The 20,710-nt window shown below is 41.2% G+C and carries 20 protein-coding genes; 6 read left to right on the forward strand and 14 right to left on the reverse strand.

Going from position 1 to position 20,710, the window contains the following annotated elements; all coding sequences use genetic code 11:
- Positions 1-159: 159 nt before the first annotated feature.
- The gene (locus CBE73_RS22380; RefSeq protein ID WP_229752509.1) at positions 160-333 is read right to left on the reverse strand and encodes a hypothetical protein; all 174 of its coding nucleotides are present in this window, start codon (positions 331-333) and stop codon (positions 160-162) included.
- A 208-nt stretch (positions 334-541) separates the two neighbouring features.
- Between CBE73_RS22380 and CBE73_RS07720 the strand changes: the two genes are divergently transcribed.
- Positions 542-1,665 (forward strand): IS3 family transposase gene (locus tag CBE73_RS07720; protein ID WP_094093016.1). Its coding sequence is split into 2 segments (ribosomal slippage): positions 542-788 and positions 788-1,665, totalling 1,125 coding nucleotides; the frame shifts between segments, so codons are not numbered across the junction.
- Positions 1,666-2,714: 1,049 nt separating this feature from the next.
- Here CBE73_RS07720 and CBE73_RS07735 read toward each other — a convergent pair.
- The 8 genes from CBE73_RS07735 to CBE73_RS07770 all read right to left on the reverse strand — a co-directional run bounded on the left by CBE73_RS07735 (position 2,715) and on the right by CBE73_RS07770 (position 10,736).
- The gene (locus CBE73_RS07735) at positions 2,715-3,239 is read right to left on the reverse strand and encodes a hypothetical protein (protein WP_094093749.1); all 525 of its coding nucleotides are present in this window, start codon (positions 3,237-3,239) and stop codon (positions 2,715-2,717) included.
- A gap of 589 nt (positions 3,240-3,828) precedes the next feature.
- On the reverse strand, positions 3,829-4,221 hold the full coding sequence (locus CBE73_RS07740) for a DUF6157 family protein (RefSeq protein ID WP_094093750.1): 393 nt from the start codon (positions 4,219-4,221) through the stop codon (positions 3,829-3,831).
- A 301-nt stretch (positions 4,222-4,522) separates the two neighbouring features.
- Entirely contained in the window at positions 4,523-4,894 is a 372-nt protein-coding gene (locus CBE73_RS07745) for a retropepsin-like aspartic protease family protein (protein ID WP_094093751.1), read from the reverse strand.
- On the reverse strand, positions 4,884-5,141 hold the full coding sequence (locus CBE73_RS07750; protein WP_094096192.1) for a hypothetical protein: 258 nt from the start codon (positions 5,139-5,141) through the stop codon (positions 4,884-4,886). Before CBE73_RS07750 ends, CBE73_RS07745 begins: the two co-directional genes overlap by 11 nt.
- 330 nt (positions 5,142-5,471) lie before the next feature.
- Positions 5,472-5,948, reverse strand: coding sequence for an NUDIX domain-containing protein (locus CBE73_RS07755; protein WP_174704803.1), 477 nt, complete (start codon positions 5,946-5,948; stop codon positions 5,472-5,474).
- Positions 5,949-6,199: 251 nt separating this feature from the next.
- The gene (locus CBE73_RS07760; protein ID WP_094093753.1) at positions 6,200-7,048 is read right to left on the reverse strand and encodes a DUF5677 domain-containing protein; all 849 of its coding nucleotides are present in this window, start codon (positions 7,046-7,048) and stop codon (positions 6,200-6,202) included.
- A gap of 495 nt (positions 7,049-7,543) precedes the next feature.
- Positions 7,544-8,548, reverse strand: coding sequence for an AbiTii domain-containing protein (locus CBE73_RS22120; protein ID WP_174704681.1), 1,005 nt, complete (start codon positions 8,546-8,548; stop codon positions 7,544-7,546).
- 241 nt (positions 8,549-8,789) lie between these two features.
- The gene (locus tag CBE73_RS07770) at positions 8,790-10,736 is read right to left on the reverse strand and encodes a hypothetical protein (RefSeq protein ID WP_229752675.1); all 1,947 of its coding nucleotides are present in this window, start codon (positions 10,734-10,736) and stop codon (positions 8,790-8,792) included.
- A gap of 333 nt (positions 10,737-11,069) precedes the next feature.
- Here CBE73_RS07770 and CBE73_RS07775 point away from each other — a divergent pair, with 333 nt between their 5' ends.
- The 3 genes from CBE73_RS07775 to CBE73_RS07785 all read left to right on the forward strand — a co-directional run bounded on the left by CBE73_RS07775 (position 11,070) and on the right by CBE73_RS07785 (position 13,109).
- Positions 11,070-11,303 (forward strand): hypothetical protein, encoded by a 234-nt coding sequence (locus CBE73_RS07775; protein WP_094093754.1) that lies wholly within the window; start codon positions 11,070-11,072, stop codon positions 11,301-11,303.
- Entirely contained in the window at positions 11,287-11,553 is a 267-nt protein-coding gene (locus CBE73_RS07780) for a type II toxin-antitoxin system RelE family toxin (protein ID WP_094093755.1), read from the forward strand. Before CBE73_RS07775 ends, CBE73_RS07780 begins: the two co-directional genes overlap by 17 nt.
- A gap of 432 nt (positions 11,554-11,985) precedes the next feature.
- Positions 11,986-13,109, forward strand: a protein-coding gene (locus tag CBE73_RS07785) for an IS3 family transposase (protein WP_094093016.1) whose coding sequence is annotated in 2 segments (ribosomal slippage) — positions 11,986-12,232 and positions 12,232-13,109 — 1,125 coding nt in all. Because the reading frame shifts where the segments join, the coding sequence is not laid out codon by codon here.
- Here the strand turns inward: CBE73_RS07785 and CBE73_RS07790 are convergent.
- The 3 genes from CBE73_RS07790 to xerA all read right to left on the reverse strand — a co-directional run bounded on the left by CBE73_RS07790 (position 13,053) and on the right by xerA (position 16,346).
- The gene (locus CBE73_RS07790; protein WP_094093756.1) at positions 13,053-13,553 is read right to left on the reverse strand and encodes a P-loop nucleotide/nucleoside kinase family protein; all 501 of its coding nucleotides are present in this window, start codon (positions 13,551-13,553) and stop codon (positions 13,053-13,055) included. The genes CBE73_RS07785 and CBE73_RS07790 overlap by 57 nt on opposite strands.
- Before the next feature lie 227 nt (positions 13,554-13,780).
- Positions 13,781-14,233: an NUDIX hydrolase gene (locus CBE73_RS07795; protein WP_094093757.1), complete on the reverse strand. Its 453-nt coding sequence runs from the start codon at positions 14,231-14,233 to the stop codon at positions 13,781-13,783.
- Between the two features lie 1,012 nt (positions 14,234-15,245).
- Positions 15,246-16,346, reverse strand: a complete 1,101-nt coding sequence (gene xerA, locus CBE73_RS07800; protein WP_094093758.1) for a site-specific tyrosine recombinase/integron integrase — start codon at positions 16,344-16,346, stop codon at positions 15,246-15,248.
- 494 nt (positions 16,347-16,840) lie between these two features.
- Here xerA and CBE73_RS07805 point away from each other — a divergent pair, with 494 nt between their 5' ends.
- Positions 16,841-17,329 carry a pyridoxamine 5'-phosphate oxidase family protein gene (locus tag CBE73_RS07805; protein ID WP_094093759.1) on the forward strand — a complete coding sequence of 163 codons (489 nt, stop codon included), beginning with the start codon at positions 16,841-16,843 and terminating at the stop codon, positions 17,327-17,329.
- Positions 17,330-17,604: 275 nt separating this feature from the next.
- Here CBE73_RS07805 and CBE73_RS07810 read toward each other — a convergent pair whose 3' ends face one another.
- Positions 17,605-18,297, reverse strand: coding sequence for a TetR/AcrR family transcriptional regulator (locus CBE73_RS07810; RefSeq protein WP_094093760.1), 693 nt, complete (start codon positions 18,295-18,297; stop codon positions 17,605-17,607).
- Between the two features lie 146 nt (positions 18,298-18,443).
- Here CBE73_RS07810 and CBE73_RS07815 point away from each other — a divergent pair, with 146 nt between their 5' ends.
- On the forward strand, positions 18,444-19,796 hold the full coding sequence (locus tag CBE73_RS07815) for an MATE family efflux transporter (protein WP_094093761.1): 1,353 nt from the start codon (positions 18,444-18,446) through the stop codon (positions 19,794-19,796).
- Positions 19,797-19,941: 145 nt separating this feature from the next.
- Here CBE73_RS07815 and CBE73_RS07820 read toward each other — a convergent pair whose 3' ends face one another.
- Positions 19,942-20,649, reverse strand: a complete 708-nt coding sequence (locus CBE73_RS07820) for a DNA alkylation repair protein (RefSeq protein ID WP_094093762.1) — start codon at positions 20,647-20,649, stop codon at positions 19,942-19,944.
- Positions 20,650-20,710 lie beyond the last annotated feature (61 nt).

The following is a 20,710-nucleotide window of genomic DNA, read 5'->3' on the forward strand; positions in this document are numbered from 1 at the left end:
TTCTCTTATGATACATAATTCTTCGTTTTACTATTCGATAAAGACAAAGCCATCTAGGCATGTCGAGGTATATGATAAGATCTGCCCTATCGATTCTGATATCTATGGTTCTTGAGTAATCACCATCTATTATCCATTTCTCTTCTGCTGAAAAGCCTTCTACAATCTTATCCCACTCATCATTTGGTGTTGGTGTCCACTCATTGCCGTTTTTATGTTTCCGGGTAAAGAGAAATAAACTACATTCACATCAGCTCCAGCAGTTGGCCTCCCAAGAACGATTGAATTTTTGGCATTTCTGAGAGACATGGTTACAAATTCACCATTACTCATAGTATGTTCGTTAACCAAAGTCACTATTTTCCCTATATAAATCTCGTCATTTATATTTTGAGTACCCCCAGAGACAAGGGGTCATCGTAATAAAATTGCCCCGGTATTGCATGAGTAGGAAATGAAGGTATGGATCGGCTACACTTAGTTGGACAGAAAAATTAGGGGCTAGTAGAATGAAACAATCACAATTAGGAGCGGATCTACTATGCCAAAAGAAAGACGTACATTTACAGCAGAATTTAAGAGACAAATGGTTCAGTTATATGAAAACGGGAAATCAAGAGCGGCTATTGTGAAAGAGTATGAGCTAAGCCCATCTGCTCTAGATCGCTGGATTAAACAAGCGAACACCTCGGGTTCCTTCGCTGAAAAGGATAACCGAACGGCAGAAGAAAACGAACTTATTGCTCTTCGCAAAGAACTTAAGCAGCTTCGAATGGAGAATGACATTTTAAAGCAAGCCGCGCTGATCATGGGACGAAAGTAAAGATCATAAAGCAAAATCGTGATAAATACTCGGTATCAGCAATGTGCAAAGTCCTACAAATCGCGAAAAGCACTTTTTACTATGAAGCGATTGATAAAGAAAACGAAGATGAAAGTATCCTTACGGAGACTATCGTCGAGATTTTCCAGAGCAACCGCAAAGCCTACGGAACACGGAAGATTAAAACGAAACTTCAGGAGCAAGGATACATCGTTTCCAGGCGCCGAATTGGACGGATTATGAAAGAGCAAGGCCTTGTGTCCACATACACAATCGCCCAGTATAAGCCGCATAAAACGGCTTGTAACGATGCAGAAACAGCTAATGTATTGAAGCGTGAGTTTGACCAAAAGGAAGCGAAACGCTTTGTCGTCAGCGATCTGACGTATGTGAAAGTCCAGCACAAGTGGCATTATATTTGCGTATTGATCGACTTATTTAACAGAGAAATCATTGGCCACAGTGCAGGTCCACGTAAGGACGCTGCTCTAATTTCCCGTGCCTTTGCCACAGTAGAAGGCGACTTAAGCGACATTCAGTGGTTCCACACGGACCGTGGAAGTGAGTTTAAAAACCAGAATATTGATGCGCTGTTAAGGACTTTTAACATTGGTCGCTCGTTAAGCATGAAGGGCTGTCCTTACGACAACGCCGTTGCTGAAGCGACCTACAAAGTAATGAAAACCGAATTCATTAACCAGATGCATTTCCAAAGTCTTCACCATCTAAACGTAGAATTATATGACTATGTGAATTGGTTCAACAGACATAGAGTTCATGGCTCACTAGGTTACATGACACCCGTTCAGTACAAAACTACAGCCCTTAAAAAAGTTGTCTGATTTACTGTTGACAGTCCAGGTATAGCAAATTCTTTTTCAGAAGGGATCAGATACTCGGCAAATTTATAGGTAAGTTCGGTAGAAGGGTAATTTCTGAGATCAATGATCAAGCCTTTAGTGTTCCGCGATTCTTCCATGATCCTATCAATCTCGCCTTCTGCTAACAGACCGGCATTGATATAATAGATTTCTTCATTTTCCATTTATTTGGAACCTGTATCAACAAAAAAAGTAATATTACTTGTAGCATCACTTAGATAGCCTGTCGCGCTTATATCCTTTTCCTCCTTTAGTCTCAATTATTCCTTTCGAGTGGGGTAAAGTGGAGTAGCACTGAGTAGTTTCACGAAAAAAGCCCCAGCCTTAGATAGCTCTTATCTTAGGCTGGGACGATTGTTGTCTGAGCTTATATATACCATTATTATACATCTGATAATCAAGGGGCAGTAGCTCCGCAGCTGAACTGAAGTCTCTGCCACATTGAATATTCGAAAAACATCATTTAGTTTTAATCATCGAAATAACGTTAAATCTTGCTGCAATTCTTTTATGATGTTCTTTTTCTCAATATATTTAATAACCCAATACTAAAAATTAAAGTCCCAATTATGATATAAGAATGTATAAATCCATCTAATATAGGAACGTACTCACCAGTTAGATTTTTATTTGAATACACTATATCGACTGACAACTTCCCTAAAGGTGTACTTATTAATATCACAATAACTCCCAAGATGTAATACCACACTTGATTCTTCATCAAAAACTCCCCTTCTAATCCCCCTGATTTTTATTCATTATTACGCTTACTAAAAGATTCAACCTTCATATGTAAATATTTCAGTTAACGTTCTTGTATTCACCAGCCCCTCACCTTATGGACCCGCCAGGGTCCGACAGAGGCTGCGGTTAGGTGGTGCAGGGTTGTCCGCCTGATTCCATTTTTCTCTGCCAATCTCCCCTGGCAGATCAAGGGGCGCGACAGCCGATCAGCCGCGTGAATATAATGTCATGTGAAGTTCTTGCCTTCCCTGATTTTGCTTGTACTAATTATTATCTATAGCGATCTCACTATCTATATCGAGATCAATAGTCTCCGTGTGAAGTTCTTTATTATTATCATTCCATGTGATAGTTAATGTGGTGCTTTCATAATTTTGTTTATCCTTTAAAAGTTCATTGTACGAATAATCCCCAGTAATTGAACCTGTATCATTATCAAGATTTTCAAGAATAGCTACTGGTCCCCCCGAAGAACTTGCCTCATGTGTATATACAGTTTCGTATTTTTCAGTTGAATTCATTTCCTTAAAATCATATTTATAATAAGTGCTATTTTCAATGTTTTTGGGAGCTCCCTTGTAAGTTAATTTGCCGTTTCCTCGAAGAATTTTATCTTCGGTAACTATGATCTTATAATCAGAAATGTCCCACAATTCGCCTTTGCCATTAAGAGTGTAAACATGAACAACACTTTTTGATGATTTACTATTTTTTTCGTTATATACAATACCCCAAATGATATTAGTAATAAGAATGACACCTAAAAGTATGAAGACTAATCTTTTCATATCTTTCTCCCTTAGTTAGTTGGGATTTTTATTAGTTGCAAGAATTTCACATAACGTTCCTGTATTCACGACGCCGAGAGCCTTAAGTGGAGCAATAGCGCAACGGGTCGTTAGACTTAGGCTCGCAGGGTTGTCAGCAGCATCTGCTTCTTTGTCAAAACTTCTGCTGACCGAGGGGCATTACGCCCCGATGCGTTAGTACTGTGTTATAAGATGTAGCCGTCTTCTTCGAATACCTACAAGTATGTTCTCTCACAACATTCAACTATCGTTCTCAGTTAGTTTAGATTTGTTAATAATAAGACAGTACAAGTAATACCTTTTTTCAGCTTTCGTATCATTCTGCATTGCTTCCAATTAACGGAGCGAAGCTGCCGATCTTTCGTCAGCAGCCTTGTGTTGAAGATTTTGGACTAACTAACCGTTCTATGGCAACTACACTTGAGTAGGAGACTCAAGGTCTACTACAATTCGCTCCTTTTCTTAAAAAGATACTCCCAAGGGCTAATAATTATTTGTGCAAACGTATCCAATAACTCACTACGCGACCTCTAGAGAAGCACCCTTTGGTTACAAAGAAACCTTCACTTCATTTCTTGCTTGAGCGCATTGCCTTAACATGCTTAAGAGTTCCGTCATTTGCAAAGCGTGAATAATCGTCTGATTCTATGGCGTAAATAGCTATTTTTCCGTCTTTGTCACTATGCACTCCCCAGCCATAACGCTTGGAAAGAGCCGAAGAACGAAAGCACGGTTGGCCTTTTGAGAAAAAGTCCTCGCGGCTTATTCCTCTACGATTACCGTTAGCTTCGTAAAGTACATCATCTGAAGTATACTGATAGGGTCTGTCTATAAGCATTTCGTACTCGATTCGCACAGCAGTCTTTGGGTCTTTCAACGGTGGTTCCGTGGCTTTGGTTGTTGGGCAATCCTCTGCCACTTCGATAAATGCATTAAAATAGTTTGTGGTGTGTTGTTTCATGTAATAACCCCCTTTAATAATTAATAATCATAGAGCTCTTCTGCCCAGTTAGTTTAAAGTATATCTAAGCTTTGATGAATGGGTGTATGCTTTGCGGCTATTTCTTATAACGTTGTTGTATTCACGAAATGACCCAGCCTTAGATAGCTCTTATCTTAGGCTGGGTCGTTTGTTGTCTGAGCTTCTTCCATGATTATACATCTGGGCAACCAAGGGGCGAATGCTCCGCAGCGTAGATGTATTGTTATATGATGTCGGCGACTTCTCCGATTCCTCTTATTAATGTCATTCATTCTATTGGTTAAGTACGTAATTCTAATGTTTTCAAGTCAATAATAAAGCTGTGTTGTTTAAGAATATCCAATCCGAGCAACCCTTTATGGTCCTTCGGCAGTATGCCAACATCTATTTCTATATTCTCAATGCTTCTTGTACCTATTTCAACCCTGTCCATAATTTTTGTATAGAAAGGAACGCTTCCCCCAATCCCGTATGCTTCATATATAGAATCACCTGTTTCGTAGGTCACACCTATTTCCTCCAAAATATCAGGACTAATTATAGTATGTGAGGACCCTGTATCTATAATCACATCATCTATTCTTAATGCTCTTCCTCTGAATGTAACGGTAAGCGACGTCGTAATTAACTGTCCATCATAGTTAATTTTCATTACTATTACGTCTCACTCTTATTAATGGGTCCCGGCGAATATGGATCACAAATTCTTGATTTGAAGTATGGTATACTAAATTCCCAGGCTCTGCTTGGAAAAACTCTTTATTAGCCTCTTGCTCTGATATAGTACGAATTGGTGCAACTTCATCTACTATTTTTTTGTTGCCTTCCTCATGATAATTAAGTATGGACACCAGAACAAATTGGTCAGGAAACAATTCTCTTACTTCTTGCCATTTCATTCGTTCTACCTCCCACAAATTCTTACCATTTCTTTTTCCTGTCTTGATTTTATCATACTTATAGTTCAGCATTCCCATTGTATTTTATATCATCTTTTTTCCGCCGATTTCATCTAACGTTGTTGTATTCACGACGCCGAGAGCCTTAAGGCAGCTTTAGCTGCCGGCCGCGACTGCGGTTAGGTTCGCAGGGTTGTCCGCCTGACTGCGCTTCCTCGAAAATGCCTCAGGCGGACCAAGGATCGGCCTCAGCCGATCCGCCGCGTGAATATTATGTTATAAGATGTTGGGGCCATCTCTGAAATACTCACATAACGATCTTTATTCTTCTTATAATTTCAGTCTTTCTAATTGATGATCTTCAATCAAGTCTATTGTTTTTCTATTGTTTACATATTCCTTTATTTGTTTCGAGATATTTGGTATTAATAGTATTGATTCTATTTCATCTAATGGTATCCACTTTACAGCGACTTGGTGAGGATCTGGTTGCCGAGGGGGCTTTGGGATCGAATTATTAATTAATTTGCATTCGAAAATAAGATGTAATCCATGTCTTTCTGTCACTTTATAGTCGCCTGACTGTTTATGAGGAGCAAATTCATAAATTAGAGCTAACTTACCGACTTCGACGTCTGCGTTGGTTTCTTCATATACTTCTCGAATAACACCATCAACTATTGTTTCTCCAGGCTCTAATCCTCCGCCCGGTAGATTGTAATGAATTCCATTGTTATCATACTCAACTAATAAAATTGAATTGTCTTCGATTATTAATCCAGTACATCTAACTCTAACATGTGACAAGTTAACACCTCTTGTTCTTATGTATTTGAATTTATTTGGGTTTGCCCCAATTTCTGATAACGTTTCCGTGTTCACGACGTCCATTCACCCTAAGCTGCCAGAGTCGTGCGACTAGCACGATCTCAGCCGGCCGCGATGCGGTTGGGTGAATGGATGTGTCCCGGCATATGCATCTTCGACTTATCTTCCGGGAACGAGGCGGCTTGTCCGCCGATGCGTGAACACATTGTTAGGCGAAGTTAATTCCTCCCTCATAACAACCATTCTTTAGCTAACTCTCTTACTTCATTTCTAAGTTCTTTCATTATCTTAGTAACATCCTCTACTCCCAAAAAAATCGATTGCCATATTACTGTATCTAATTCTATGGAGGTCGCCCACCAACAAGTCTCTATCCCTCTACGCGGATTTGGAAACAATACATGTTTTCCATTGTGTTCTACTACTGCATATCCTTCTCGCAATCCATAGAAACTGCGATGCACATATTCCGACCCAGACGAGTATAACCTGCTATGCATTAATTGCCTAAAAGGTTTACCACCTTCTGATTCATCAACTTCTTGAGCTAGCTTTAATATCGTCTTGGTTGTATAGTTCTTTGGGATCTTGCCTTCCCTGCAATTGAATAACAGTCTTGCTTCATCATAACGTTGTTTTAAGGTATTTAACCTCTCGTTACTGTAGTATTCTTCTTTAAGTATAGTATCTTTTATAGATAGAACTTCGTTGGCTACTCCCCATTCATGCATTACCACTAAGACTACGTATTTTTGAAACTCTTCGTCATCACAATTCCACAAATTCCATAAATGTAAATGTCCTTCGTATAATACTCTTAACAATGTGAATGCATCCGAATAATGTGCATTCGAAATTAATGTTGATATTGAACTGAAAGTAAAAAATTGGGCCATACTTAATTCTGACAATATTATATGTCTTTGATTTGCATAGTCTTTATTGTTTTCAAGAATAGTAGAGTTTTGAAGAAGATTCTCCCTAATCTTGTCAATTAATATTAGCCACTTATCTACCATATCTTTTGTCGATTTTAATTGCTCTTCATTTATTACTTCTGGGGATTTCCAGAACATCATTATCATCATCCTTGCAAGAATTAATTTCGCCTAACGTTCCTGTATTCACGACCCGACGTATGTCGGGTGTCCGGCGAATGCCGGGCCAAGGACGAATGTCCGCAGCGTGAATATGATGTTATGTGTTGCTTCTGTCTTCCTGCGTTACCTTCGAAAGTTTTCTTACCGCCGGGCGCGCTTCGTATCCGAATTTGCTTCGTCCACTCTGTTCTTCGCCGGGCATGCTTCGTATCCGAGTTTGCTTCGTCGATCTTATCAGACCTTCAACAATTTCCAGCTTCTAAATCGATCTTAAATATGCTCTTCAGAAGTTACACATAACGTTCCCGTATTCACGAAACGACCCAGCCCTAGATAGCTCTTATCTTGGGCTGGGTCGTTTGTTGACTGAGCTTTCCTCCATGATTATACATCTGTCAACCAAGGGGCGATAGCCCCGACGCGTGAATACAGTGTTATGTGATGTCCTCGTCATCTTGAGATGGTCTCAAATGTTTATAATGATAAAATATCACCTATTACTAGATATGTATAAATAATATATCTTTCAGCTTCTTCGAGAGTTACCTCAGCATGTGTACCTTTGTTAGCAGCTTCATGAACTCCATCTAATCGTTCACCGATAAATTTTAAATGTGAACCCACAATAGATGTAAATTTCTCACTAGTAGATTTACTTTCAATATATTGAATGAGTCTATTTATATATTGGTCTCCCCCAATCTTTAACTGTTTACCTCCTGGTAGTAATATAGGCTCATCAGTAGGAGGGTATAGTACATCTGCCACCTCTTTTATTATTCTTCGACATGTATGTACCGCATTGGCCCAATCTTCATCATTATCTGATTTTAGATTTTCATAGACAGAGATAAATTTCCGAATTGCTTCTGGACAAATATCCTTTAACTTTGTATCAACAAAAATACGTTTCTTTGTAAAAATATCTTCCGTTATTTCTCCAAACTTCAATTCATAATTTAGATTAAAGACATATTGGTATAGTCGTGATCTAACTATTTCAATTCTCTCTGTATTAGTTCGTATAAGTTGTAATATACTATTTCGTTCTGATGCATTACCTGGTGGAATTATTGGTAAAAGATCAGATTGACTAGAAATCGAAACATTACGATCGTATGCTACTTCCATCCGTGATCTTGCAGCATTAACTGATGCCTCCATTACTGCAATAGTATCTGTAAAGGCTCTTTCAACTCTTTTTGGTGTCTTCGAGGTTTTATCATTAGGATCATCAATAAAATACGTTCTTCCTGATTTAGTTGCTGCTTTCCAAGATTCTGCTGTTAAATATCCGTTAGATTTTCTTTCAAATCCATTTGCTTCATATCTAATCCATTCTACGGATTCAAAATCATTAATCAATCTAGCTAATCTAAGACACTTTAGTACAATATTTTGAGTTGGTATTTCAGACAGTTCAAAATTTCTTAGTATTTCCTCTGATAGTTCTAGTGCTTCACTGGTTCTTAGTTTCATAATTATCCCCCAATATTTGAATTTAAATTTGGATACATAGTCTCATTTCTTCTTACGAGGATTTCACATAACGTTACTGTATTCACGACGTCTCACCGACTTAAGGCTCCTACAGGAGCCTTAAGTCGGTGCGGATGTGTCCGGCTGATTCTGCTTCCCCGCATACTGAATTGCCTAATTGATTCACTTCGGACTCCTGCCGGACCGAGCAGCCGCAAGGCTGCGATGCGTGAATATTGTGTTATGTGATGTTGGGGCCATCCTCGAGTTTTCTACTACAAAATTCATCATTTATCTTAATTACTGTTATGATAAATAATCTTAAAAATATATAGTAATTCTGAGTATGTTTGTTTTCATCATCTGCAGAGAATGGTTGCAAATGACTGTATTTATTCCTCAGATCTAATCCATTATTAAATTGTGATTTGTTTAATAAATAATTGATGTATTCTTGTTCCGGTCTTGAAAATAGAGTGCTTTCAAATTCCAAAATATTCTTATCTTTAAGCTCGTTTAAGATTTTCCTTCCACTAAATGAGTACTTCCAGTAAGCTATTACATCATTCGTATATAACTCATAAAGTAATATGATTAGAGCTTCATTTGGAAAAACTATTAATCCAGCTTCATCTACTGTCAAATAGTTATTCTTAATTAGCCACTCAATTTTTGGTGTATCAAACTCTGGGTAATCACTTATTTTAACTTTCTCATTGCATAATAATTCGAAAAAACAATCATATGTCTTCTTTGTCTCGTCAATATATCCTAGGCCACTTTGATCTGAAAAAAGTAAGAATGTAACATTACGAAACTCATCGCCAATACCATATACATACTTATTATCAATGAGAGACGGGATATTTCTATAAATCAAATGTTCAGAACGAATTTCAAAAAGCTCAATATCGATATGACCTTCCTCAATATAAAGAATGAACTGTTTTAGGACTGATTCTAAAGCTGGCATCACATTAGTACATTTCTCGAGAAAAGTTGAGCTTGCTGATGGCATTGAAACTCTGAAGTTAGTGGCCCCAAACTCCGTTGATAAGTATTCAACAAAAAACCATTCGATAACTTCTTCCAACCTAATACCATTTCTGAATAGCTGATCATAATAGCCTGCCATTTGGAGGTATGAGAAATTATTCTTATGTTCAAAAGAAAATCCTTTAACATAAGCATTCTTTGATGAAGTTAAAATATGACGCTCAAATACTCCCATTTCACTTTCCTTATTTACTAAAGTACATCTCATTTGTAAGTCAACGTATTCAAACAAATAAATGAAATTATTTAGTAACGTTGCATAATCAAGATTATCCCTTATCCAATTAGAATTATATGTACCAGTGGTTGATAAGCCTTCATTATTTATCGAGACTACATTTTCTTGGTTACTTGCAAATATTACACTCGTTTCTATCCTCATCCCCGAGTTATCCTTAAAAAACTCTTTCTCCTGTTCTTCGATCTTCTTTTTTGATTTCAAGATCAACTTTGGTGAGATCACGAGTTTATCTTTATTGCTTTGAATATTTGCAATGAGCTGTAAGTAATTAGGATTAGGTTGATCACAATCAATATAATTAGAGATTGTTGTCTCCTTGTCTTCGATGCTTAATTCTTTAGGAAGATGTATTTCTTCCGTTTGTCTAAAATGTTTCATTTCATATTTATCTAGAAGTAACTTAGCAGAAGAACTGTCACTAAGCATATATTCCCTAATTATTCTGCCGTAATGTTCTACTATATTCTTGGATTTCAATAATTCAGACAACTTAATTTTTGATGAAAAGAGAAGCTCTTGAATTATTTGTTCTGATATATCCTCATATACCTTGAACCTATCAATCAATTCCCAAAAATCATCTTTATAGTAAAAAATAATATCATCATAGATTTCAGAAATTTTATCATCAGTAATTACTTTTATATATCTAGCTATTATTCCGAAAAAAACACTAATATTTTTTTCGAACCGTTTGATATCTTCCAGAGTCCATTCCATTAAGTACAATTTATTATCAAAATACTTTTTAATATTGTAAAGTTCGATAATGTCATTAATATCATATGCTTCTTTATTCCCAGACTCATACTCATTAATGAGTATTTCACTATTTTTAAGATTCCGTCCGCACGTTAAATCGTTTGGTGAATAATACTTCACTCTCTCCATGATTCTTCTCCTTAATAGCAATTTTCAGTACTTAATGTTCTGAATCTTGCCCCAATTTCACGTAACGTTCTCAGTATTCACGAACCCGAGAGCCTTAAGTGACCGTAGGGAACGGGTCGTCAGACTTAGGCTCGCAGTGGTTGATCGCCTGATTCCGCTTCCTCGCTTCTTACCTTCTGGCAATCCAAGGACCGAATGGTCTGATGCGTGAAAACGATGTTATCTGATGCCGGTGCCATCTTTGAGTTACTTACAAAATAAGCTCTTCATTCTTTAGAGTGGTCTGTATTCATGTTATAATGTCTATAATTAGTTTGAAAGGAGTTGTTGATCTTGGCTATTAGTAAAGATCGAATTAACTACCTCATTAATCACTTGACAGAAAAAGATCTCGAACTTGTAACCGATTTGATGGAGCGTCTCATCCAGAATGATTATCCGGAAATCCCTCTTGATGATGAGCCTACTACTCAAGATGACTTAGCTTCAATTAAGGCAGCTCATGATGCTATGGAAAAAGGCGAACTCATTAGCTTAAAGGATATCGAGCATGAATTACGAAATTAAATTCTATAAAGATGCAATAAAAAGCATCCAAAAACTAGATAAACCAACTCGAAATCGTATTCTTGATCATATCAACATACTCTCAGAAAACCCAAAACATCCAGAACTGGATATTAAAAAAATGCAAGGTACTGAAAATCAATACCGTCTTAGGGTTGGTTCTTATAGAGTTATTTACTCTTACTTTAATGATCAGTTGATTATTGTGATTATCAAGGTTGGTTCTCGTGGTGATGTTTATAAAGCTTAGAGGCACTAATTAGTGTCTCTTTTATTTTTGTATTGCACCGGTTTCAGATAACGTTCAGGCATTCACGAACCGTCACTGCCTTAAGCGACCAACGGGAGCGGCCGCGATGCGGTTAGGCAGTGCAGGGTTGTCCGCCTGGTTCCGCTTCCTCGAAATTCCTCGGGCGGACCAAGGGGCGCGTCAGCGACCCGCAGCGTGAATGCGGTGTTATCCGATGGACTTGCCTTCTTGATTACACTCTCAAAAAAATGTTTTTATTTAATGTAATCAATTACCTTATCAAGGTATGTATCTAATGGTTGTGATGAGTCAACTATTAAATACTCAACATTCGATGGTGGCCTCTGACTATTATGGATCGGCTACACTTAGTTGGACAGAAAAATTAGGGGCTAGTAGAATGAAACAATCACAATTAGGAGCGGATCTACTATGCCAAAAGAAAGACGTACATTTACAGCAGAATTTAAGAGACAAATGGTTCAGTTATATGAAAACGGGAAATCAAGAGCGGCTATTGTGAAAGAGTATGAGCTAAGCCCATCTGCTCTAGATCGCTGGATTAAACAAGCGAACACCTCGGGTTCCTTCGCTGAAAAGGATAACCGAACGGCAGAAGAAAACGAACTTATTGCTCTTCGCAAAGAACTTAAGCAGCTTCGAATGGAGAATGACATTTTAAAGCAAGCCGCGCTGATCATGGGACGAAAGTAAAGATCATAAAGCAAAATCGTGATAAATACTCGGTATCAGCAATGTGCAAAGTCCTACAAATCGCGAAAAGCACTTTTTACTATGAAGCGATTGATAAAGAAAACGAAGATGAAAGTATCCTTACGGAGACTATCGTCGAGATTTTCCAGAGCAACCGCAAAGCCTACGGAACACGGAAGATTAAAACGAAACTTCAGGAGCAAGGATACATCGTTTCCAGGCGCCGAATTGGACGGATTATGAAAGAGCAAGGCCTTGTGTCCACATACACAATCGCCCAGTATAAGCCGCATAAAACGGCTTGTAACGATGCAGAAACAGCTAATGTATTGAAGCGTGAGTTTGACCAAAAGGAAGCGAAACGCTTTGTCGTCAGCGATCTGACGTATGTGAAAGTCCAGCACAAGTGGCATTATATTTGCGTATTGATCGACTTATTTAACAGAGAAATCATTGGCCACAGTGCAGGTCCACGTAAGGACGCTGCTCTAATTTCCCGTGCCTTTGCCACAGTAGAAGGCGACTTAAGCGACATTCAGTGGTTCCACACGGACCGTGGAAGTGAGTTTAAAAACCAGAATATTGATGCGCTGTTAAGGACTTTTAACATTGGTCGCTCGTTAAGCATGAAGGGCTGTCCTTACGACAACGCCGTTGCTGAAGCGACCTACAAAGTAATGAAAACCGAATTCATTAACCAGATGCATTTCCAAAGTCTTCACCATCTAAACGTAGAATTATATGACTATGTGAATTGGTTCAACAGACATAGAGTTCATGGCTCACTAGGTTACATGACACCCGTTCAGTACAAAACTACAGCCCTTAAAAAAGTTGTCTGATTTACTGTTGACAGTCCAATTATTAATAGTCGCTTCAAAGGATTCTTGAGTTGTACTTTCAATTTGGCTTATCAACCTATCTCTTGCTTTAAGTCTACGATTTATTTCCGTGTGGTTGTTTAAGTAACACTCAACATACTTGTATTCTGCCTTATGTTTACTTGATAAATCTAAACCGTTCTTAATCATTTCTGGATAAAGACACGGACTGTCAAAAATGACACTCTTCCCCTGCGATAAATAAAAGTCTATTAATTCCCAATCCACAGTGTATGAGAATTTCCCCAAAACCCATAGCTCAATATCATGTCCTTCTGCGGCTTTTAATAACGCAGTCTTTGAGGTGTCATGATCAACAATAATTGCACCGGTTATTTGTGCAACTCTTCGAGAAAGAGTTGTTTTCCCTGAACCAGGAAATCCCGACATTTGAAGAAAAAACATCAGTGCACCTCACTACTATTTTCTTTGCAAGTCTTTCGGATAACGTTATTGTATTCATGAACCCGAGAACCTTAAGGCAGCCACAGCTGCCGGCCGCGACGCGGTTAGGTTCGCAGGGTTGTTCGCCTGAATCCACTTCCAGCTTCATCCTCATCGGGCGAACCAAGGGCCGACTGGCCCGCAGCGTGAATATATTGTTATATGACGTCACAGACTTCTTCGATTAACTACCAATGAATGTATCCTGACTTCTTTAAGATCTTATAGGTCATTGAATTCAATTCATTTATTGGCTCTTTTAAACTAAAATACTTCAATTCAAGTCCTTCATTATCATTGATTGTTGGAATCCCAGATACCTTGTGGGCTTCGTATACTATAATTGCATTATAAACTTCATCGCCATGAGGATATTGATAGTACATATCACTTCCAGATAAGACCGTTATAAATTTCAGTTCTTCTGCATTGAGTCCAGCTTCTTCATATAATTCTCTATGTCCTGCTTCTTCAAAAGTTTCAGCTATTTCTAAGGCTCCTCCAATAACTCCCCAATCTCCTGTATCCGTTCTTCTTTGAAGCAATATATTCTTTTCTTCGTTCAATACGATAACCGTCACACCAGTCAAAATTAAAGGTCGAGTACCGACCAATTTCCGGAGTTCTGAAATATATCCCATCTAGATTCCTCTTTCTAATATTCATTTGTCTGTGATGTCATATAACGTTCCTGTATTCACGACCCGACGTATGTCGGGTGTCCGGCGAATGCCGGGCCAAGGGCGAATGTCCGCAGCGTGAATATGATGTTATGTGTTGCTTCTGTCTTCCTGCGTTACCTTCGAAAGTTTTCTTACCGCCGGACACGCTTCGTATCCGAATTTGCTTCGTCCACTCTGTTCTTCGCCGGGCATGCTTCGTATCCGAGTTTGCTTCGTCGATCTTATCAGACCTTCAACAATTTCCAGCTTCTAAATCGATCTTAAATATGCTCTTCAGAAGTTACACATAACGTTCCTGTATTCACGACCCGACGTATGTCGGGTATCCGTCGAATGCCGGGCCAAGGACGAATGTCCGCAGCGTGAATATGATGTTATGTGTTGCTTCTGTCTTCCTGCGTTACCTTCGAAAGTTTTCTTACCGCCGGGCGCGCTTCGTATCCGAATTTGCTTCGTCCACTCTGTTCTTCGCCGGGCATGCTTCGTATCCGAGTTTGCTTCGTCGATCTTATCAGACCTTCAACAATTTCCAGCTTCTAAATCGATCTTAAATATGCTCTTCAGAAGTTACACATAACGTTCCTGTATTCACGACCCGACGTATGTCGGGTGTCCGGCGAATGCCGGGCCAAGGACGAATGTCCGCAGCGTGAATATGATGTTATGTGTTGCTTCTGTCTTCCTGCGTTACCTTCGAAAGTTTTCTTACCGCCGGACACGCTTCGTATCCGAATTTGCTTCGTCCACTCTGTTCTTCGCCGGGCATGCTTCGTATCCGAGTTTGCTTCGTCGATCTTATCAGACCTTCAACAATTTCCAGCTTCTAAATCGATCTTAAATATGCTCTTCAGAAGTTACACATAACGTCATTTATACGACCTTCATATAAATACCACATATCGGTAATTATCCGAACTTCTTCTAGTATAATCCATAAAGAGGTATAGGCGAAGTGAATTTTAATCATCGCCTACTCCTGCTCTTCCAGATCCATCCGATCGAGCGGACTCTGGATACGTTGTATGTTTTTTGTGCTGACATGGGTATAACGCTGGGTGGTCCGGGCACTTTGATGGCCTAGCAGCTCCTGGATATACCGGAGGTCGGTTCCGCCCTCAAGCAAATGAGTCGCAAAAGAGTGGCGCAGCGAGTGAATACTTACTTTTTTGACTATACCCGCTCGTCTTCTCGCCTCTTCAAACACTTTCTGGATAGTACGCTCGGTTACGTGTCGTCCGGGATTCTGTCCTGGAAACAACCATTCCTCAGGCTGAAACTGAGCAATATAGGATTGCACCATGTTCATAGCCGCTCGAGATAAGAGAGTATTCCGGTCTTTTCTCCCTTTCCCTTGCCGTACACGCAAGGTCAGCCTTTCCGTATCCAGATCGGTCATCCGCAGCCGGACCACCTCGCTTACTCTTAACCCGGAAGAATAGGTCAGATAGAGAACAGCTTTATGTTTGGAATTCGTTATCGACGTTAAAAGCTTTTTCACTTCGTTTTCCGACAAAACGTTAGGCAAGGTATGCTGCTTTTTAGGACGGATATACTGAATTTCATTCACCGGGTTGTTTAACACGTATTTGGCATAGAAGCGGATCGCACTGATCGTCTGATTCACGCTGGAATGGGAGATGTGATTATCCAGTAGAGCCAGACAGTATTTCTGGACAGCTTCGCTGCTGATCTCGGGCGCATCCCGCGGCAGGGTCTGCACAAAACGCTGTACTTGGCTGCAATAGGCCTTGATCGTCTTGCTGCTGTAACCGCGCTTTTTTAACTCTTCGATCAGGACAGCACGGTTAAAACGGCTTTTGTTCCTGTCCTCCTTTTCAACCGCACCTATCCATTCGCACTCCTTCAGCAGTGTGGTTTCAAACGAAAGAAATTTTCTTGGAAACATCTCAAGCAGCTGTAAAATGGCAGATTTCTTATACGGAACGATCCATAATTTCTGCCCGGCATCCCAACGTCTCCCCTGAATTCTACGGATGGACACGATATGCTCCGGATGGTAAGGCAGCTTGATGCCCAGTGAATCAGCGTTCAATTTTACAACCTCTATCATGTTCATGACCTCTCCTTTTCGATAAAAAGTTACCGAAGACTGTCTCCGTCTAGTTTCCTTCAAACGCAGATAACAAAAAAAAGGCCGCTTTCTCCCCTTATGGAAAAGAAAACCGCCTTCCGATGCTTTCGGAATCTATTAAACCCCTATGAAATGAATCTCCTTTCATCATTCTATACGAAGCAGATGAATCCCATCAATAGTAAGCAGCCCAAGCAGCCAGCCATTCACCTCCACTTTGTTCATTCCATTCCAACGGCGGAAATCCCCGCCTTGTAGACAACCCTACAGAAGCCACGCCTACCGTCAGTTCCCCCTGCAGAAGAGCACCTTTTCATCCAAGGTTCAACACTCCTTGGTTCCTGCCAAGGTTTAAACTCCTTAACAGGGTTTAACGCCTCTAAACAAGGTTTAGCGCCCCTTAAGAAGGTTTAACCCCCTTTAATAGGTGTAATAATAAAGGAATACCATTTACGGGAAGGTGATCGAATATCATGAATACAACCTCTCAAAACCAGCAAGCGGTTGAACAAATTCGTGAGCTGATCAAAGGCATAGAAACCGCGATGCTGACAACGGTATCGGAAGAAGGGCTGGTCTCTCGGCCCATGAAAACCCAGGAGGTAGAGTTCGATGGCGACCTCTGGTTTCTGACCAAAAAAGACACCGACAAATTCCATGAGCTGCTCCATAACCGCCAAGTGAATGTGGCCTATGCCGGCAAATCCTTCGTTTCGATCCGAGGCGAAGCCGAGCTTGTGGACGACCCCGGGAAGCTGAAGGAATTCTGGAGCCCGGCATACGAGAAGGTTCTAGACACTACCCCTGACGACCCGAACCTTATTCTGATCAAGGTACAAGCAGACGCCGCCGAATATTGGGATGCGGGCAACAAGTTTAAAATGGGGAAATTTTTGTTCCGCAGACTGCTTGGCAAAAATACCGAAGATACCGATATCAACCGGACTATCGAATTAGAATAAAAACCTTGGCGATCTTGTTTGGTTGAACCCGCTGCTCCGCAAGATCCCATCAACAACAGACTGTCTCGAAAGTCATTTTGTTTTGTGATTTTCCCGGCTCCCACTGCAGTTCATACTCAAGCAAAATTCAAACCTCCAACCCCACTTATGCAGTGGTTTTGGAGGTTTTTTGGTTCCGATTTTGGGACTGGATCATCCGAATGAACCTACCCTTTTAGACAGCCCCTTTTCCACATTACTTCTCCCATTCCTTAGTCACTTCTCTTGTTCCTTTGTTACTTCCCCGGCTCCTTCTCCTTCTCCTGAATCACCTGCTCAATCCCGAGCAGAATCAGCTTCAAACCGAACTCAAACGCACTGTCAGTCCCCATCAGCTCGAACAGCCCATTGGTAAACATTCTCCGAAATAGTCCGGCTTCCGAATCGCTCATGGAGTCAAGAAGACGAAACATCTCCTCACTCGGAAGCGTTATCTTGTCCTTAACGATAGCGGCGACATTTCGCTCATGCTGATAGGCGTCCAGAACGAAATAGAAGACATAGTTCACAAGCGTGGTGACGACTTGCATTTTCTGCTCTTGCTCCAGCGGCGTCGATTCCACGCACAGCAGCATACGGTTGGTAAACCGGATAATATCCGGTTCGTGAGGCAGTGTCATCATCATAAGCTGCGTGGAGCAGGGATACCGGCTGAGCACGCTCCGCACGGTTACCGCTAGCCCTGTCAGCTGCTCCTTCCAATCTCCCTCGGAGTGGAACTCCTCCAGAATGATCTTCGATACCTGGTTGGCCAGACGCTGGTAAAGATCCTGCTTGCTTTTAAAGTACCAGTACAGAGAGGGGGCCTGGATTCCCAGCCGGTCGGCGAGCCGCCTCAAGCTGAATTTCTCGATCCCCTCTTCCCCCAGAAGCCCCCACGAGGCCTCCAAAATCTTATCCTCCGAAATCTGAGGTTGCTGCTTTTTCATCGTTATCCGCCCTTTTATCTAACAGTGTAAGTTTATGCTTTACAGGTTTATAAGTTCATGATATCATCTAACACTGTAAGGTTCAAACTAACACCGTTAGATTGAAACAAAATCTATCAAACTCTATAAAGAAAGCAGTGATCCGCATGGATGCAGAAAACCTCCATTACTTTGAGAAAGCGCCAATCGCCAAAGCCGTAGCTCACTTCGCCGTCCCGATGATGCTGGGCACATCAATGAGTGTCATCTATTCCATCTTAAATGCCTATTTCCTCGGCACACTCAACAATACCGCCATGTTAACCGCACTTGCCTTAACCTTGCCGTTGTTCGCCGTCATTATGGCTTTAGGCAATTTGATCGGCATGGGCAGCGGCACTTTCATCTCGCGTTTGCTTGGGGAGAAGAAATACGAGGACGTCAAACATGTGTCTTCCTTCGCTTTTTACAGCAGCCTGGTTCTGGGTCTTCTCGTCATTGCCGTCGGCCTCCCGTTGATTGATCCCATCGTTCACGGCCTGGGAGCAACACCGGAATCCTTCGGCTTCACTAAGGACTATGTCACGGTTATGCTGATTGGTTCGCCATTTGTTGTTTTGTTTTTCACGCTGGAAAATATCGTTCGCTCCGAGGGCGCGGCCATCACCTCGATGATCGGGATGATTCTTAGCGTTATCGTAAATATTCTGCTCGACGCGCTGGTCATCTTTGTGTTCCATTGGGGAGTTATCGGCGTTGCCTCTGCAACGGTTATTTCCAACATGGTCGCGAGTGCCTTCTACGCCTTCCATATAGGATCTAAAAGTCAATTCTTGACGGTCTCCGTAAAATGGTTCCGGGCTACCAAGGACATTCTCGGCAATGTTTTTAAAATCGGGGTTCCGGTATTTATTATGAGCATTTTCCTCGGGGCTATGTCGCTGATCTTTAACCGCTTCTTGGTTGAATACGGGGATCAGGCCGTAGCGGCTTATGGCATTTCTTCCCGGTTGCTGCAATTTCCGGAGTTTATTCTGATGGGCTTGTGTGAGGGAGTTGTGCCGCTTATTGCCTTCACTTTTACAGCGAATAAATTACGGATGAAACATACGATTGGATTTACGATCAAAGCGATCGTGGCTTTGGCCGCCTTATTCGGCGTCGTCGTTTACCTCATTTCCGACCACTTGATCGGATTATTTACGAATGACCCGCAGTTAATTCAAATGGGCAGCTACATTCTGCACGTCACATTTTTATCCTTGTTCATTACAGGCATGACCACGTTGTTTACGGGGATCTTCCAAGCCACAGCGCAAGGAACGGCCGCGTTCATTATGTCCATTATTCAGGCAATTACGCTGATACCCGTGCTGTTTATCGCCGATCGCCTGAACGGCTTCCATGGGGTGGTCTGGTCCCTCGTCATTGCGGATGCCGCCGCCTTCCTGGTTGGAGCCGTCATGCTGTATGTTCTGCGGAATAAACTGCAGCCCGATTTGGAGCAATTGGTACAGTAGCAGGCCGTTGGTTCAGTAGGCGGTGGGTGTAATATAGGCCGCTACAGTAAGCAGTCAGTCTCGTAAAATACAAAAGGGCAGCAAGTCAAGACGACCTGCTGCCCTTATTATTTTTATGAAATGACTGCCCGCTTAAACCAAAAGGCTAACACCTTACATGCCTGCGTTTAAAACCAAGTTTCCCTCGGTCCGCCATCTTTTGAATATTTTCTACAGCGTTTAAAGTCTTGATCTTCCCTTTATTGTCTTTGACTTCTACCGGATGTACCGCCTTCGCGGCTGCCACGGCTTTATCATGAAGCGGTAAATAGGAAGTAGCCACTGTATACAGGAAATTATTCATCGAATATTTCGTTCGTTCAGGAGCGCCCTGGATCGTTTTTTCCACTTGTTCAAGCATCTGGCTCAGTTTGCCTTCTGAAAATTCGCTATCCGGACGGCTGCCGAGCAGCCAGCAATAACAGCTCCAGCCAGCGGACATTTTTAAATCTTCGCCGCTTGCCATCCACTTATCCGCGACATCCTGGGCAATATCAGCTTCCGACAAAGTCACCGCCACTACAAAATCGGAAAGCATGTAGAAATAGGCTGAATCCATCCAACGGTCATAGTCCGACTCGGTCATGGCATTTGGCTCCGCAATAATGCCGGCAAAATACATCGCATCATAATTTCCCGTCGCATAAAGCTGCTCTGCCAAAGCCTGATTGAGCTTCGTTTTCCTGAAAATGGGCTTCATTTCGCCGGTAGCCACGCCAAACAGCGGTTCCCTCGCCCCGTTGGACAAGTACATTTTCTTGAGCCTTTCCTTACCGAGAGCCTCAAGCTCCTGCATAACCGTTTCAAAATTCATCGTTCTACACTCTTCCTCCTTTTGAGGGTAGCTTGGTGTTGATCCAGATCTATGATCTATT

The sequence above is a fragment of the Paenibacillus physcomitrellae genome (assembly GCF_002240225.1).
Classification (GTDB): domain Bacteria; phylum Bacillota; class Bacilli; order Paenibacillales; family Paenibacillaceae; genus Fontibacillus; species Fontibacillus physcomitrellae.

Bases quoted from the DNA above. Each gene is read 5' to 3' on its own strand.
- CBE73_RS07810 (WP_094093760.1), bottom strand. From the start codon at position 18,297: ATGAAAAAGCAGCAACCTCAGATTTCGGAGGATAAGATTTTGGAGGCC.
- CBE73_RS07815 (WP_094093761.1), top strand. From the start codon at position 18,444: ATGGATGCAGAAAACCTCCATTACTTTGAGAAAGCGCCAATCGCCAAA.
- CBE73_RS07805 (WP_094093759.1), top strand. From the start codon at position 16,841: ATGAATACAACCTCTCAAAACCAGCAAGCGGTTGAACAAATTCGTGAG.
- CBE73_RS07770 (WP_229752675.1), bottom strand. From the start codon at position 10,736: ATGGAGAGAGTGAAGTATTATTCACCAAACGATTTAACGTGCGGACGG.
- CBE73_RS07795 (WP_094093757.1), bottom strand. From the start codon at position 14,233: ATGGGATATATTTCAGAACTCCGGAAATTGGTCGGTACTCGACCTTTA.
- CBE73_RS07780 (WP_094093755.1), top strand. From the start codon at position 11,287: ATGAATTACGAAATTAAATTCTATAAAGATGCAATAAAAAGCATCCAA.
- CBE73_RS07760 (WP_094093753.1), bottom strand. From the start codon at position 7,048: ATGATGTTCTGGAAATCCCCAGAAGTAATAAATGAAGAGCAATTAAAA.
- CBE73_RS22380 (WP_229752509.1), bottom strand. From the start codon at position 333: ATGAGTAATGGTGAATTTGTAACCATGTCTCTCAGAAATGCCAAAAAT.
- CBE73_RS07745 (WP_094093751.1), bottom strand. From the start codon at position 4,894: ATGAAAATTAACTATGATGGACAGTTAATTACGACGTCGCTTACCGTT.
- CBE73_RS22120 (WP_174704681.1), bottom strand. From the start codon at position 8,548: ATGAAACTAAGAACCAGTGAAGCACTAGAACTATCAGAGGAAATACTA.
- CBE73_RS07820 (WP_094093762.1), bottom strand. From the start codon at position 20,649: ATGAATTTTGAAACGGTTATGCAGGAGCTTGAGGCTCTCGGTAAGGAA.
- CBE73_RS07750 (WP_094096192.1), bottom strand. From the start codon at position 5,141: ATGAAATGGCAAGAAGTAAGAGAATTGTTTCCTGACCAATTTGTTCTG.
- CBE73_RS07790 (WP_094093756.1), bottom strand. From the start codon at position 13,553: ATGTTTTTTCTTCAAATGTCGGGATTTCCTGGTTCAGGGAAAACAACT.
- CBE73_RS07735 (WP_094093749.1), bottom strand. From the start codon at position 3,239: ATGAAAAGATTAGTCTTCATACTTTTAGGTGTCATTCTTATTACTAAT.
- xerA (WP_094093758.1), bottom strand. From the start codon at position 16,346: ATGATAGAGGTTGTAAAATTGAACGCTGATTCACTGGGCATCAAGCTG.
- CBE73_RS07740 (WP_094093750.1), bottom strand. From the start codon at position 4,221: ATGAAACAACACACCACAAACTATTTTAATGCATTTATCGAAGTGGCA.